Genomic DNA, 14,367 nt, shown 5'->3' on the forward strand with positions numbered 1-14,367 from the left:
CAGGGGCCGTCAGACGGTCGGTGATCCCTTGTAGTCGTGGCCTTGGTAGCCGTGCCCGTCCTTGTGCCAGTCCAGGTAGAGGACCGCGTTCGCGTACGCTCCGCTTCCCGCCCGGTGGCTGATCGTCGGGGTGCGGTAGTGGCCGTCCCGGTCACCACTGGACGTGGCTGTCTCCAGCCGGTCCTTGAGCTGGAAGTCGCGCTCTGTCACCACGGGGTCGGTGCCCTCCCGGGAAGCCATGATCTGCAGTCGGACCTTGGCCCCGTCGAAGATCGTCGCATTCTGGTTGCTGTAGAACGGTCCGTTCCAGCGGATGTCCGCGTAGGCATACACGGTGGAGCCGGAGCGGGCGGCGCACGTCTGGATCTTGATGTCCCAGTTGTCGGGTGCGGGGCCGCTGTATCCGGCGTCGTCGATGGTCTGCGTGCTTGTCGAGCAGCGGTAGCCGAGTGCGGCGGTCGGGGTCGCGGTGGCGGCGGAGATCATCCCGAAGAGAACGGCGAGAGCGGCGGTGGCGACCAGGAGCGGGTACTTGGTGGTGTTCATGGCCGGTCAAGGCCGGCTACGGCCCGGACGACACGGGTCGGCCCTGAGGGCGCCCCGCACGAGGGATGTTCCCCGACAACTGTCCGGGCCGTCGGCCGCTCACCGGCCGGAGCGGTAACTCACCACTGCCGCCGGTGAGTGCCCGCCGGGTGGTGACTTGGCAGTGGTGATGTCACCACGAGGCCGGTGAGTTGCGGGCGGGCAGGGCTGTGACCTGCGGTGGGGAGGTGGTGGTGAGTCACCGGTGACTCACCACGACAGCTGTGTCCCAGCCGTGATGGCGCGGGGGTTGCCGTGGTGATCGGACCGGTGAGGAGGTCGCCGTTGTCTGGGGGCAAGCCAGTCCGCTCCCCCTCGAAAGGCAGCCCCCGATGGCACGTCGTCGCACTCTTCCTCCCGGCCGGGAACGTCCCGCCCGCCGGATCGCGTCCTCGACGCCGCTGCGCGCCTCGCGTCCCGAGACCGTTCCCGCCGGCAGGCCCGTCTTCCACGGTCCGCGACTGGCCCGTATCGGCGTCTGGACGGCACTCGCGGCCGGCCCCCTCGCCCTGGCCGTCTCCCTGGCCGCGCCGTCCGGGTCCGCCGCTCAGGCGGCCCCCGCCCCGACACCGAGCGCCGAGCGTCCCCAGGCCGACCCGGCCGGGACGGCCGCGCATTTCGTGGAGCTGTGGCTGCGCGCCGACGCCTCCACCGCCGACAACGCGGTGGGGTCGGCGGTGCGGGCGATGGCACCGCAGGCCGAACTCCCTTCCCGGTCCCGAGAGGCCGGGGCGCCGGAGGCGGTGCGGGTGACCGCGCTGCGAACCGTCCATCTGCCCGGCGGTGGGTGGACGGTGACCGTCGCCGCCGTCACCGACGAGCAGCGCGAGCCCGCGCCGAGCACCGGCACGGACAAGGCAGTCGTCATCCAGCCTGCGGTCCGGTACTTCGCCGTCAGCGGCACCGGTGGGAATGGAGGCGGGCCGCTGGTAGTCACCGGTTCGCCCGCAGAGGTCGCCGCCCCCGAGGCAGCTCAGGCCGGCACGTCCCCGTTCGGCCACCCCGTGCCGTCCACAGGCCCCCTGGCCGTCTCCCTGGTCGAGTTCCTGCGGACCTACCTCGCCGGGGTGGGTGGGCAGGGTGCGGGCTTGGAGCGGTACCTGTCGCCGGGGGTGCGTCTGTACGCGCCGACGGCCGCGTCCTACGCGCGGCTCGAGGTCAAGGACGTCACCGCCGACACGGAGACGGCCGGTGGGAAGGACGTTCCGGCCGACGGGACGAAGGCGCGGGTCCGGGTCCGGGTCGAGGGTGAGGACCGGGCCGGCACCCGGTGGCCGCTGGAGTACCGCCTGACCGTGACCGCCCGCGCCGGCCGCTGGGAGATCAGCGCCCTGGACACCGGATCCCCCGCCCAGACGCCTGCCGGTCTCGTGTCCCCCTCCACCACCCCCACCGCCAGGGGTGCCCGATGAACACGATCATCCTCGCAAGCCAGCTGGACACCCTCGGCGACGGCCTCTTCGACATGTTGGGCAAGTGGGCCGACCGGGGCCTCAAGGTCGCCCTTGTGGTGATCGTGCTTGTCACCATCTGCCGGCAGTTCTCCCTCAAGGCCGGTATCGGCGCACTGCTCGCCATGGCCATCGCGCTCGGTATCTACAGCTCCCGCGACACCCTGGCCGGCTTCTTCTCCGACAAGATCAAGAACCCGTCGACCGGTTCCGCACCGCTCAATCCGCAGGCCCCGCACCCCCGCGCGGACGGGACGATCCTGTGAGCGCGGCGGCGAGGCCCCGGATCGCGCGCGTCTACACCGGTGCGCGCCGCCACCCGTGGGTGCTGGGCAAGCTCGGGGACTGGGTCATCTGGTTCGGCCCGTACACCCCGGCGCAGTTGGTCATCCTCGGTGGTGGGGCGTTCGCGTTGATCAAGGGCTACGACTGGTGGTCGTGGGCCGGTCCGGTGCCGGTCGTGTTGTGGCTGGTGGCGGTGTGGGCGGCGCGCGGTGCGCAGATCGCCGGTCAGAACCCGTTCACCGCTGCGGCCGGGGTGTTGGTGCTGTTGCTGCGGCACCCGGCGGGGCGGATCGGTGGCCGGATCGCGCGTGATCGCCGTCCCTCCCACCTGCGCGGCCGGTTCGTCATCCAGGCCGCCCCCCTGCTCGACTCCGCGCGTGGAGGGGGCGGGGTGCTGGTGCGGCTGCCTGCTGTGTCGGGGCGGGTGGCTGCCGGGTCGGGCCTGGCCTCCTTGCTCGCGGACTCCGAGAAGTGGGCGGCGTGATGCGTACTGTGTTTCGGCACATTGCCGGTCATCTGCTGTGGTCGGCTTCGGCCCGGGTGTGGGCGGTGTGGCGGGTGACACCGCTGCCCGGGGGATATCTGCCGGCCCAGGTCCGTCAGGACCTCCTCGACCGGGTCACCTCCCTGGTGCGGTCGATGCCCGCCATGGAACCGCGCCTGTTCGTGCTGGCGGCGCGTACCGATCCGGGTGAGATCGCCGAGCGGATGGTGGCCGGTCTGGACTGGGAGCGCCTGCCCGCGTGGTCGCAGACCTGCGCTGCCGCCGTCGAGTTGCTGACCGGGGAGGAGATGCACGAGCGGACGCTGTGGCTGGCCGTGCCCCTCCCGGGCCGGGCCGGGGCCACGACCACGTCGCTCAATGCCCTCTATGGGGAGTTGTCCGCAGTGTTAAACCTGCCTGCGGTGCCGGTGCCCGAGGCGGAGGTGAAGGCGGCGTTCGCGGAGGCCGAGCGCATCCAAACCGCCCTCGGCGGCGGGCTCGGACTACGGCCTGCCTCCCCGGCGGAGATCGTGTGGATGGTGCAGCACGCCGTCCACCGAGGCCTCGCGCAGGAGCCGCTGCTGTCGGACGCGGAGCACAGCCCGCTCTACGGCAGTCGCATCCACGACGGCCGGCTCACCTCGCCCTCCTATGCGGACCTGGGGCAGATCCGTCTGTCCGAAGGCGGCCAAGAGACGGACGTCCGGGGCAAGGCGAGGGCCGCCGAGCGGCCGTGGTGGCGCAAGGCCGGAACCCTCTCGCCGCTGGGCCGGCGGTGGCTGCAGGTCGAATCCGAGGCAGGGACCGGCTACCAGTCCCACCTCGTGCTCGCCGAGCTCCCGCCCGCGATGGCCGTGGACCACGCCGACGTCCTCGCGCAGCTGGAGCAACTGCCGTTCCCGATCGACGTGGCGGTGGACCTGCGGATCGTGCCCGCGAAGAAGGCCCGCGCCCAGGTCCAGCGCAAGAAGCGCGAACTCCTCGACCAGGCCGGCCAGTACGGTGCGCAGCCGACCGGGATGCCGCATTCGCTTCCCGAGGCGGCCGGGGATCTCGCCGAGCAGGACGCGCGGATGGCGCGGACCTCGGTCGAGGTCGAGGTCCAGTCGGTGACGGTGTTGTCGGTGTGGGGGCCGGACGCCGACACCTGTGACGCGCGGGCGCGGGAGTTGTCCGCGGCCCTGTCGGGGGGCGACTACCGGGTGGAGCGCCCCTACGGCATGCAGGAGGAACTGTTCGCCCTGGGCCTGCCCGGTACCGCCCGGGCTGCGAAACTCACGCAGTTCACGCAGCACCAGCTGTCGGAGGACTGGGCCGCGGCCGGCGCTTTCACCCTCTCAAGGGTCGGGGACCCGGCCGGGATGATGGTCGGTCACGACCTGGACTCCGGCACCATCCGCCCCGTCCTGCTGAATCCGGCCGACGCACCGCAGGTCAACGCGTCCGCGTCGTTGGCCGTGGTCGGCGACCTCGGCGCCGGCAAGAGCGTGCTGGAAAAGCTCGTCACAGGGGCTGTGGTGGATCAGGGCGGGCGGGCGATCGTCATCGACCGGACGCCGATCCGGGAATGGGCGAGCTTCGGGCGGGCCGCGATGGGCGACCGGTGCGAGGTCATCGACGCCGCCCGGGCCGAGGTGTCCATCGACCCGCTTCGGGTGTTCGGCGGCCCGGTCGGCGCCCACTACGCGCTGTCCTACCTCACCTTGCAGCTGGGGGTGGGTGCGATGACCGCCGCCGGGGCGGTGCTCCACCACGCGGTCCAAGAGGTGTGCGCGGGCCCGGAACCGTCCATGGGCAAGGTCCTGGACGTCCTCGACGACCTGGCCAAGATGGGCAGCGCGACCACGCGTTCCGACGCGGCCGCCACCATGGCGGACCTGCTGCGGATCGTGCGCGGCAACCCCCTTGCGGCGATGGTGTTCGACCCGGACCTGCCGCCGGTCACCCTGGACGGGGACCTGGGCGCCGACCTGGTGGTGGTCACCACCACCGGACTCACCCTGCCCCCCAAGGAGGCATTCGCCGACGCCGAAGTCCTGCGCCAACAGCCCCTGGAGGCGTTGATCGGGCGGGCCGTCCTGTATCTGATCGCGGCGATCGCCCGTCAGGCCGCGTTCACCGATCCCGAGCGTTTCTGTCTGGTCTCGCTGGACGAGGTGTATTGGCTGACCTCCTCGGCGGAGGGATCCGCGCTGGTCCACGAGATCCTCCACGACGGCCGCAAGCACGGCGCCGGATGCTTCCTCGGCGCCCACGACGAAGCCGAGCTCGGCAAGGACGCCGCCCTGATCGCCTACCGCTTCCTCGCCCGCACCACCGACAGCGTTCGCGCCGCCAAGGGCCTGCGCTTCATCGGCCTGGACGGCGACGACGAAGACCTCGTACGGATGGTCACCACCGGACTCTCCCCCGTCGGCCAAAGCGGGCGCGAGGGCGAGATGTTCCTGCGCGATCCGCGCATGCAGGTCGGGCGAATCAGGATCGTCGTCCCGTCCGTGCCCCGCATCAGAGAAAAGATCTTCACCACACCCGGTCGCGCCACCCGCGCGGCCGCCGGGGGGACCTCATGACCCGCATCACCGATGTCCGGCTGCTGATCACCGCCGCCGTCACTCTTATGTTGCTGACCTGCACCGTCGCCGCCTGGGCCATGCCCCACACCCGCCCGTACGATGCAGCCGCGCACATGGTCCCGGTTGCCTCAGCCGGTGACCGGTGCGATCTGATCGCCGGCCCAGCCCGCGACGTGTGCCGGTCCCTTCCCGGCGGGTCCGTCGCAGCGCCTGGCCCCTCGGCAGCGGCAGCCCTCTCATTCCCGCCGCTGGACGGCAAGACCATGCTGCTGCTGTTTTCCACCGTCACCGTCGCGGCCGCCATCGCCCTGGTGACCATGGCAGAGCGGCGCCTGTGATGGCCCGGTTCGACATAGACCGGGGCACGCTGCGCTCGGCCGGATTCGTCGCCCTGCTCACGATCGTGTTCCTGGTGACGAACACGGCGGTCGCGGCCGCCGCCGACGGAACCACCGTCGGTGGTGGCCTGCTCGGCCCACTCGACATCATCACCGGTGAGGATGCGCCGCTCAGTGGCTACCAGCTGGAGGCGGTGGTCGCCGCGCCGGACACCATCCCCGCCATGGGTGCCGTCGACACGCTCACGACCGGCGCGCCTCCCTTCGATGTGGTCGGGCACACCCAGCGGCTGGTGATGAGCGGCCTGTTCACCCTGGTCCGGCTGCTGGTGGGACTGTGCTGCTGGCTGATCGGATTCGTCTTCAAGTTCCCGCTCCTCACGTTGCTGACCGGGCCCGCGCAGCACCTCGCCGACGCCTACAAGCAGAACGTCGTGGGCGCCCTGGGGCTTGAGGGCCTGTTGTTGTCCTGGGCCTTCGTATTCGGGCTGATCCTTTTCGTCCGCGGGAAGGTCGGCACGGGCCTGGGGGAGATCGCCATGACCCTGGTCATCGCAGCGCTGGCCGCCAGCGCCTTCATCCGCCCCGACTACCTGCTGGGCAAGGACGGACCGCTCGACCAGACACACCAGGCGGCCCTCGAAGTCGCCTCGATCACCACCGGCTCCTACTTCCACGCCACCGGCCGTACCGGACGCGACTGCGCGAGCGCGGCCGGCCCCTCGGCCCCGAACTGCGTCCACGAGCAGGCGAGCACGGAAACAGTGGTCGACCCGATCCGGAAAGCGCTCACCGACGCCCTGGTCGTCAAGCCCTACATGCTGCTCCAGTACGGCCGCATCCTCGACCCGAAGAACCCCGATGACGCCGCCGCCTACAAAGCCCACCTGAAGTGGGTCAACAGCAACCGGTCCGACACGGCGAAGCCGGTCGACCCCTCCAAGTGCGAGGGAGTCTTCGGACCGCTCAAGGAATCCTGCGAGCGCCGAGTCGCCGGGAAGGCACCGGATCCTTGTGAGCTTGTGCATGGTCCGGCGAAGGAGTACTGCAACCGAGGCGATGCCACACGCAGCAAGGACGCCGCCTTCGCGACGCTCCTCGACGAGCTGGACAAGGCCGGACCGGTCGGCAAAGCCTGCGCCGCCTACGCGAAACAGCCGACGTGGGACCGGGTCTGGTCGGTCGTCGCCCTGCTCGTCGCGGTCATCGTCGTCGCATTGATGATCGTTTCGATGGCGGTGGTGATGTTCGGCGCCCAGGGCGCGGACGCCGCCGCCGCAGCCTGCGGCCCGATCGCCTGGGTATGGGCGATGCTCCCCGGCCCGTCCCGGATGCTCTTGTGGCGGTGGTTGGGCGTCTTCATCGTCTCCGCCCTGGTCTCGTTCATGGCCGCGATGGCGTTGCCGCTCTTCGGGATCGCCGTGGACGCACTGCTCTCCGACAGCGGCTCCGACGTGATGGTGGAACGGCTGCTGCTGGTCGACGCCCTCGCCGTCGCGTTCCTGATCATGCACCGCCGCATCCTTGCCGCCACGGCCGGGTTCGGGCAGCACATGGCCACCCGCATGCGCTTCAAGAAGATCGGCGGCAGCCACCTGACCGGTGACAACTCCGAACTGGGCGCAGCCCTCGCCACGCACGGCCCCTCCGGGTCCGGCCGTTTCAGCGGAATCGGCGGAATCGGCGGGGGAATGTCGGCTACGCACGGCGTGTTCGGTGCCCGGCTCCGTTCGCTCGGCAGCCTGGCCGCGCTGAGCGACGGCAGCGGGATGCCGATGTCCCCCGGCCGGCTGCTCGGCGACGCACTGGCCGAAGGGCGGCGCGGTATCGCACCCCTGGCCGTGGCCCTGCGCGCCGCCCACACCACCCTGATCGGCCCCCACCCCGGACAGCACCCGGCGGCCGCCGCATTCCGCGCCGCCGCACTCGCAGGAGCGGTCCCCGGCAGGCCGGGCGGTACCGCCGGAATGGTGGTGAACCGGCGGACCGGTGAGGTCCTTCACGATCCCGAAACCGACCGGCCGCTGCTGGGATCACGCCTGCACGCGCGAGCATCGCAACTACGCGGCTACCGCATCGCCTCCCGCACCGCCCGCCTCACCTACGGCGCGACCTTCGGCCTGCCGCGTACCGTGCGCCGAACCATCGGCGCCGCCTCGCAGTTCACCCACGACGCCCACGCCCAGCTGCGCGTCGCGGCGAACGGGGTACGCGAGGACGCCGGCCGCTGGGCCGACGGCGGCCGAGCCCTACGCAACGGCCTCGATCACACCGGACAGGTCCTCGCCACCGCCTGGCAGGTCCACGACCCCATGCGATCCGTCCGCGACACCGCCCTGGCCGCCGCCATCGCCACCGCCCCACTGGCCTCTCACGGCCGGGCAACCGCCGCGCCGCGCACCAGCATTTCGGCCCCCCGGGCGGAATCCGGCCGCCCCGGCCGGCCGCACCCGCCGTCGCCTCCCGCCTCATCGGCGCCCGCCCGCTCGCGCCGCTCCGAAACGACGTCCAGGTCGGGGGCGGAGTCCGGGTCGGCGACCCGGAATCCGACCGACGCGCAGGCGGAGGCGAACGCGGCACGGCTGCGCGCGATGTTCGACGCCCGCGCCGCCGAGCGCCGCCGGCGTGAAGGCGGTGAGCAGTGAAGAGGTGGAAGAAGCTGGGATGCCTGGGCGTGCTGCTGGTGGTGGCCGCCGCGTGCTGCACCAGTCCGGTGCTGCTGTCAGCGGCCGCCGGTGACCGCAACGGCGGCGGTGCGGTCAACGCGGCGGCGGCCGGAATCCCGCAGCGGATGATGACCGCCTACCTGACCGGCGCCGCACAAGTCACCACGTACGTCAGCGGTTGCAAGGGGATGCGGTGGCAGGTCCTCGCCGGGATCGCCCGCGTGGAATCCGACCACGCCGCCGGCCACACGATCTCGGCGGGCGGGGACATCACCCCGCCCATCACCGGGCCGCGCCTCGACGGATCAGGGGCCGGCGGCAACACCACCGCCATCGCGGACACCGACGGCGGACAGTGGGACGGCGACACCGCATACGAGCGGGCGGTGGGCCCCTTCCAGTTCCTGCCCGACACCTTCCGCGCCTACGGCAAGGACGGCAACAAGGACGGCGTGATCAGTCCGCACAACGCGGACGACGCCGCCGCCACAGCGGCCGTCTACCTGTGCGGCAACGGCCGCGACTTGGCCGACCGCGAGCAGCTGCGCGCCGCGATCCACACCTACAACCAGTCATGGGCGTACGTGGATGACGTGATGTCGGGCATCGACCGCTACGACGCCCTCGGCCGGCTGCCCGCCCTTCCCTCGGGAAACGTCGGCGCCGTCATTCAGGCCGCACTCGCCCAGCAAGGCGTGCCCTACTCCTGGGGAGGCGGCGGGCCCCAGGGTCCCAGCGGCGGGATCTGCTGCTCCCCCGGCGGGCAGGACGGCCGCTCCGTGGTCGGCTTCGACTGTTCGGGATTGACCCAGTACGCCTACGCGAGAGTCGGGATCACCCTCCCGCGCACAGCCTCCGAACAAGCCGGAGCCGGGCGGCGGATCCCCGCCTCCGCCGGATTCGGCGCCCTCACCCCTGGCGACCTCGTCTTCTACGGATACGACCCCACATCCGATTCGACCATCCACCACGTCGGGATCTACCTCGGCGACGGAAAAATGATCAACGCGCCACGCCCCGGCAAAGCGGTTCAGATCGACCCGGTCACCGCCATGCCCGACTACGCGGGCGGGACGAGGCTCCTGTGACCACATGGACAGGCGGCCGCGTCATCGGCGCCGCAGCCCTGCTGGGCGCCACCGGTGTCTTCCTGATGTACGCGGGACTCCACCAGGCCGACACGCCGGCGCCCGCCGGTCGGACCTCGGCCGCAACGGCACCAGCAGCGACCGGCACTCCGATGCCAACCTCGCCGGCCTCGGCCACCTCGTATCCCGAGAATGACGGGTCCGAGTCCACGGCGCACGCGAGGATCACCGCCATCCCGCCTCAGTCGGCTCCCCCACAGGCTTCGTCCGCCGGCGGGCCGGTGCGGCAGGAACTGCCTCCGCCGGGATCCGGGCCCGCCGCCGACCCGCTCATCCAGGAGGCCCTCGACCAGGCCAGCCCGCGGGACCTACCGGTCGACGAGGAGCGGCGGTTGCTGGACCTGGGACGTACGGCGTGGCTCGGCGAGACCGCCGGTTACAGCCGGGTCCGTATCCAGGCCGCCACCGCCCGCCGCGACAACACCCCGGCCGTGGATCCCCGCACGCAGCAGCCCCTTCGGGCGGTGGTGCGGCTGGTGTGGGCCGGGGCCGATCGGGCCGGGACCTTCCTCGACGGTCGCTCCGCCGTCGTCCACTTCACCCAGAACGGAAACGGAACATGGAATCGCACATGAGCGCGTCGGGTGCGGAGCAGGTGTTCTCCCTCGCCGCCGACTTCGTCCAGGCGGTCACCGCATGCGCCGGATGGGCATGGGCCAACGCGTGGTGGCTGGCCCTGATCGGCGGTGCGCTGTTCGCCGGGTGGGAAGTGCTGCAGCGACGCCTGACTGCCGAAGCCCTCGCCCGTCGTACCTGCCTGGAGCTGGTGCCGACCGTGCTCTTCGAGGCGGAGCCCGAACAGATCTGGCGCCAGGGCATGCAACTGGTGCGGGCCGCCGGGTCCGGGCCGTGGTGGACACCGCGTCGTGCCCGCAGCCTGCGGGTGCGGCTGCGCGCGGACGGAACCCGACCGCTGACCTACCGGATCGAGGCTCCTGCAGGCGCCTACGCTCTCCTGTCCACCACTCCCTACGGTGCCCGGGTCGAGGTCAAGGAGGTGCCGCCGGTCGCCGACAAGTACCGCGAGCACGTGGCCCGCGCGGTGTTCACGCTGAGGGGTCGGCCCGGGTCACGGCTGCGGGACGTGCCGCTGGACCCGGATCCACTCCAGCCCCTGATCGACGCGGTAGCCGGGTTGCGGGCCGAGCTCGGCGACATCGCCGAAGTGTGTGTGGACCTCTCCCCCGCCCCGCGCTGGCACCTGGCCGCCTACCGGTGGCAGACCATGCAGAAGGCGCGGGAGTCCGCCCGGCGCGAGGCGCGGCGCGAGGCCCGATGGCTGACCCAGGAGCCGACGGGCAGTGTTCCGCTGTCACTCGGGCGGTGGTTGGATCCGGCCGAGTGGCGTGGCACCGGGCGCGGGCAGATGGTCATGTCCCCCCAGCCCCGTCGTTTGGACCGTGACAAGGTTCTCGGCAAGCTCGCCACCAGCCATGGGCTGGTCCGCGTCCAGATCCTGGTGCGGTGCGCCTCCGACGAGGCCGAACGGGCGCAGGCGCGGCTGGCGCGGGTCGGGGCGGCGATGGACGTGTGGGCAGGGGTGTCTCGTCTGACACAGTCCGGCCGGACCTTGGGGCCTTGGCGGTTCGGGCCGGATCGGCGTCCGTGGCGGGGACGGTTCGACGAGGCGTGGTCGACCGGCGTGATGCGGCCCGCCCGCGGCGGATGGGCGCACGTCGAGGAACTCGCCGGGTTCCTCAAGCCCGTGACGGCGACCGCGCATCTGCCGTTGCTGGAGGCCGACATGCCCACGTACAGCGTCGGCGCCGACTTGGTCCCGCAAGGTTGGTACAAGACGGCCGATGGCCGCACGCGGCTGGTGGCCACCCACGAGGACGACACCCTCTTCGAGATCCAGTCGGGGAAGGCCGGGTGGGGCAAGACGACTCGCGCGGAGGTTCAGGCGGTAGCCAGTGCGCACAATCAGCGTGGTCTCGCGTTCGTGGACCCGCACGGCGACAGCTTCGCCGACGTCGCCTGCTACCTCGCTCACCAGGACATCATCGACCGCGTCGCCCTGTTCGACCTCACCGTCCGCGATGACGGCGACATGCTCGCCTGCTGGAACCCCCTGGACATGAGCAGTGGCCAGCCCGCACACGAAGTGACCGCCGCCGTCGTCGAGGGCTTCGCCTCCGCCCTCGGCTGGACCGACGTCTCGGCACCGCGCGCCCTGACGATCTTCACCAAGGCGGTCGAAGCACTCGTCACCGTTAACGCCAGGGCCGTCACCGGCCAAATCCCTGAAGCGCAGGCCACCATCTTCCAGATCCCCGCCCTGCTCACCGACCCCAGCCTGCGTGACCTCGTGGTCGCCCACCTGCCGGCAGAGGCCCAACACTGGTGGGCGCGAAGCTTTACCGACCTGCCCAAGGACGCGCTCCCCATCGTGCTCAACCCGTTGGAGCGGCTCGGGGCGAACCCGGTGCTGAGGGCCTTCCTGGGGTGCCCGGTCAGCGGCTACGACATCCGCCGGGCCATGGACGAGGGCCAGGTCCTGTGGATCTGCCCGCCCGGCACCGGGCCCACCAACGCGCTGCTTGTGTCCCTGATCGTCCACGACTTCCTGCGCGCCGGTCTCTCCCGCCGCGACCTCCCCGAGAAGCAGCGACGCCCCTTCCGCTTCTACCTGGACGAAATGATCTCCCTGGACCAAGGCGAATCGGATGTCTTGGCGCAGATCACCGAGCAGCTGCGGAAGTTCGGATGCCGGCTGCACGGGATGACGCAGCTCATGCACCGCCTGGCCCCCGCCACCCGCGCCGCCCTCATGCAGAACGCCAGCTGCCTCTCCACCACGGCCGGTTCCGTAGAGGCCATCAGCCAGATCACCGGCCAGTGGGGGGACACCGTCACACCCCGCGACGTCGCCGGCCTTGCCCGGTGGTGGCACTACGCCTCCTTCACCGTCGAAGGCACCCGGATCGGACCGCTCCTGGTCCGGGGCCCCGCCCTCGACGAGGTCTTCGACAAGTTCGCCGAACCGTCCAAGGTCAAGACTCTGCAGCGGGTGGCGCATGAGAAGGCGGGCGCCCGTCCCCTGGCCGAGCGCGCCGCAGAGGCACTGGCCCAACAAGAGTTCTTGCGCACCTTCCTGACATCCCACACGCCAGCCACCCGTACAACGCCCGCCAGTGACGACACCACCAATGAGGTGTACGCATGACCACGCCCGCACCCCTGATCCCGACCACCACCGACTCCCGCGCCCACCAGGCCCTCGCCCTGCTCGCCCAGTACAGGCTCCTGACCACCACCCAGCTCCACCAACTCCTCGCCCCGCACATCCCGCCCCGCAAGATCCACCGGACCCTGGTGCCGCTGCGCGAGCAGGGCCTCATCACCCACACCAGCCTGGGCACCAGCAGCCACCTCCAGGCCCACTTCCTCACCGCCGAAGGCCTCGCGATGGTCGCGGACTGGCCCGAACTACGCGGACGCGCCGCGACCGCCATTCCCTCCGCGGCCGCCGCGCGACTACGCGCCGCCCACACCCTCGCCGGGGTCCGCGCCCACCTCGCCTTCCTCGCCGACGCCCGCGCCCGCGGCGACGAGTACGAGCCCCTGGACTGGATGCCCGAGGTCACTCACCGCCTCCCCGACACCGCAGGCGAAGACCGACTCATCGCCGACGCCGTCTTCCACTACACCGCCACCACACCACGCCGAATCCAATACCGGGCGTTCATCGAAATCGACCGCGCCACCATGAGCAGCGAACGCCTCGCCCGCAAGCTCATCAGTTACGCACGCTTCCACGACTACGTCCCCCAACGGGCCGGCCGCCGCGGCACCCTCGCCGACCAGGGCGCCATGCTGGCCTGGCAACGCCTCTACCCCCGCTTTCCCCGGATCCTGTTCATCCTCACCGGCGCCTCCCGCAACGTCATGGCCACCCGGATCCAGGACCTACGCAGCATGACCGCCGACCACGACCGCGTCGCCCGACTCGCCACCCACGTCCCCCTCGGCGCCACCATCCTCGAAGACCTGGAGGCCCACGGCCCTCACGGCCCTGTCTGGACACCCCTCACCGGCAGCGCCGAACTCCGCGGCTGGACCGAGCTGTGAGCGGGCCCGAGCCGTACGCGCCGATGAACGCGGCGGAGAGTCCCGACTACACCGCCGCCCAGGCCGACCGCAACGAGCCGATCAGTGCGCCCACGCGACGTTCTGAGCACCCGAGCCGGCCCACCGGCCCCGCCGGCACCGGTGGGTGACGGTCCGGCCCTGAATCTCGCGGACAGGCCCGGAGCCTGTTCGGTAGCCTCCCGTACATGACCGCCCCGTTATGCAGTCGGCTCACCAAGAAGGGCGTCCCGTGCATCAACGGGGCCCGGCCCTCCGGGCTGTGTCACATCCACGACCCCGCGGTGCAGTGCCGGGCCCTCAACTCGAAGGGTGCCGCGTGCTCGGTCGCCACCGGCGGTGGGACCTGCCAAACGCACGTGGGCAGGCCGCAGCTCCCCATCGAAGCACTCCAACAAACCGAGGCCCTGTTCGCCGAGCAACCCGGCCTTGACCAGGACGCAGCTCAGGCATCGGCGATAGGGACCGACCTCGAGGCGCAGACTCCCGGGCCCCGACTGTCGTTGGCGTTCGTGGCCCGTACCTACAACTTCGGTTAGAGCCCCTCACCCTGGCCGGCCAGCGCGGAGGTTGCGTTGGCTAGGCATCTTGAGTTCTGATGTGCCGCAAGTCCCTCGGCTCGCGTCGAGAAATTGGTCGACGAGCCAGCGGCGTTCGTACCTGTGTCCGTCAGGTCGTAAGGGTCATCCGGCGAAGCCGCTCAGCGTCTGGCCTCAGCGGCCGAAAGCGCGGGTTGCCTCGCTCCGGA

Annotated in this window: 12 protein-coding genes; 11 read left to right on the forward strand and 1 reads right to left on the reverse strand. The window is 71.3% G+C overall.

The features are described from left to right. Positions 1–9: 9 nt before the first annotated feature. A complete protein-coding gene (locus ACFVXJ_RS26155; RefSeq protein WP_389665246.1) occupies positions 10–546 on the reverse strand; it encodes a hypothetical protein in 537 nt (178 codons plus the stop codon). 371 nt (positions 547–917) lie between these two features. On the opposite strand from ACFVXJ_RS26155, the gene ACFVXJ_RS26160 reads away from it, so the two are divergent. The 11 genes from ACFVXJ_RS26160 (at position 918) to ACFVXJ_RS26210 (ending at position 14,158) form a co-directional block, all read left to right on the forward strand. Next, on the forward strand, positions 918–1,997 hold the full coding sequence (locus ACFVXJ_RS26160) for a conjugal transfer protein (RefSeq protein WP_389665247.1): 1,080 nt from the start codon (positions 918–920) through the stop codon (positions 1,995–1,997). Then, on the forward strand, positions 1,994–2,302 hold the full coding sequence (locus ACFVXJ_RS26165; RefSeq protein WP_389665248.1) for a hypothetical protein: 309 nt from the start codon (positions 1,994–1,996) through the stop codon (positions 2,300–2,302). The genes ACFVXJ_RS26160 and ACFVXJ_RS26165 overlap by 4 nt, the downstream gene beginning before the upstream one ends. After that, positions 2,299–2,805 (forward strand): hypothetical protein, encoded by a 507-nt coding sequence (locus tag ACFVXJ_RS26170; protein WP_389665249.1) that lies wholly within the window; start codon positions 2,299–2,301, stop codon positions 2,803–2,805. The genes ACFVXJ_RS26165 and ACFVXJ_RS26170 overlap by 4 nt, the downstream gene beginning before the upstream one ends. Continuing rightward, positions 2,805–5,375 (forward strand): ATP-binding protein, encoded by a 2,571-nt coding sequence (locus ACFVXJ_RS26175; protein ID WP_389665251.1) that lies wholly within the window; start codon positions 2,805–2,807, stop codon positions 5,373–5,375. Before ACFVXJ_RS26170 ends, ACFVXJ_RS26175 begins: the two co-directional genes overlap by 1 nt. Further along, positions 5,372–5,716, forward strand: a complete 345-nt coding sequence (locus ACFVXJ_RS26180; protein ID WP_389665253.1) for a hypothetical protein — start codon at positions 5,372–5,374, stop codon at positions 5,714–5,716. Before ACFVXJ_RS26175 ends, ACFVXJ_RS26180 begins: the two co-directional genes overlap by 4 nt. Beyond that, positions 5,716–8,361 carry a hypothetical protein gene (locus ACFVXJ_RS26185; protein ID WP_389665255.1) on the forward strand — a complete coding sequence of 882 codons (2,646 nt, stop codon included), beginning with the start codon at positions 5,716–5,718 and terminating at the stop codon, positions 8,359–8,361. Before ACFVXJ_RS26180 ends, ACFVXJ_RS26185 begins: the two co-directional genes overlap by 1 nt. After that, a complete protein-coding gene (locus ACFVXJ_RS26190) occupies positions 8,358–9,470 on the forward strand; it encodes an NlpC/P60 family protein (protein WP_389665256.1) in 1,113 nt (370 codons plus the stop codon). The genes ACFVXJ_RS26185 and ACFVXJ_RS26190 overlap by 4 nt, the downstream gene beginning before the upstream one ends. Then, positions 9,467–10,105, forward strand: a complete 639-nt coding sequence (locus ACFVXJ_RS26195) for a hypothetical protein (protein WP_389665257.1) — start codon at positions 9,467–9,469, stop codon at positions 10,103–10,105. Before ACFVXJ_RS26190 ends, ACFVXJ_RS26195 begins: the two co-directional genes overlap by 4 nt. Next, positions 10,102–12,696: a type IV secretory system conjugative DNA transfer family protein gene (locus tag ACFVXJ_RS26200; protein WP_389665259.1), complete on the forward strand. Its 2,595-nt coding sequence runs from the start codon at positions 10,102–10,104 to the stop codon at positions 12,694–12,696. Before ACFVXJ_RS26195 ends, ACFVXJ_RS26200 begins: the two co-directional genes overlap by 4 nt. Next, positions 12,693–13,601: a replication-relaxation family protein gene (locus tag ACFVXJ_RS26205; RefSeq protein ID WP_389665261.1), complete on the forward strand. Its 909-nt coding sequence runs from the start codon at positions 12,693–12,695 to the stop codon at positions 13,599–13,601. Before ACFVXJ_RS26200 ends, ACFVXJ_RS26205 begins: the two co-directional genes overlap by 4 nt. A 206-nt stretch (positions 13,602–13,807) precedes the next feature. Then, complete coding sequence (locus ACFVXJ_RS26210; protein ID WP_389665263.1) at positions 13,808–14,158, forward strand: hypothetical protein; 351 nt, start codon at positions 13,808–13,810, stop codon at positions 14,156–14,158. Positions 14,159–14,367: the final 209 nt, after the last annotated feature.

The sequence above is a fragment of the Streptomyces sp. NPDC058279 genome, assembly GCF_042881255.1.
GTDB lineage: Bacteria > Actinomycetota > Actinomycetes > Streptomycetales > Streptomycetaceae > Streptomyces.

Excerpts from the sequence above, each read along its gene's own strand:
- ACFVXJ_RS26155 (WP_389665246.1), bottom strand. The coding sequence starts at position 546 with ATGAACACCACCAAGTACCCGCTCCTGGTCGCCACCGCCGCTCTCGCC.
- ACFVXJ_RS26160 (WP_389665247.1), top strand. The coding sequence starts at position 918 with ATGGCACGTCGTCGCACTCTTCCTCCCGGCCGGGAACGTCCCGCCCGC.
- ACFVXJ_RS26165 (WP_389665248.1), top strand. The coding sequence starts at position 1,994 with ATGAACACGATCATCCTCGCAAGCCAGCTGGACACCCTCGGCGACGGC.
- ACFVXJ_RS26175 (WP_389665251.1), top strand. The coding sequence starts at position 2,805 with ATGCGTACTGTGTTTCGGCACATTGCCGGTCATCTGCTGTGGTCGGCT.
- ACFVXJ_RS26180 (WP_389665253.1), top strand. The coding sequence starts at position 5,372 with ATGACCCGCATCACCGATGTCCGGCTGCTGATCACCGCCGCCGTCACT.
- ACFVXJ_RS26185 (WP_389665255.1), top strand. The coding sequence starts at position 5,716 with ATGGCCCGGTTCGACATAGACCGGGGCACGCTGCGCTCGGCCGGATTC.
- ACFVXJ_RS26200 (WP_389665259.1), top strand. The coding sequence starts at position 10,102 with ATGAGCGCGTCGGGTGCGGAGCAGGTGTTCTCCCTCGCCGCCGACTTC.
- ACFVXJ_RS26205 (WP_389665261.1), top strand. The coding sequence starts at position 12,693 with ATGACCACGCCCGCACCCCTGATCCCGACCACCACCGACTCCCGCGCC.
- ACFVXJ_RS26210 (WP_389665263.1), top strand. The coding sequence starts at position 13,808 with ATGACCGCCCCGTTATGCAGTCGGCTCACCAAGAAGGGCGTCCCGTGC.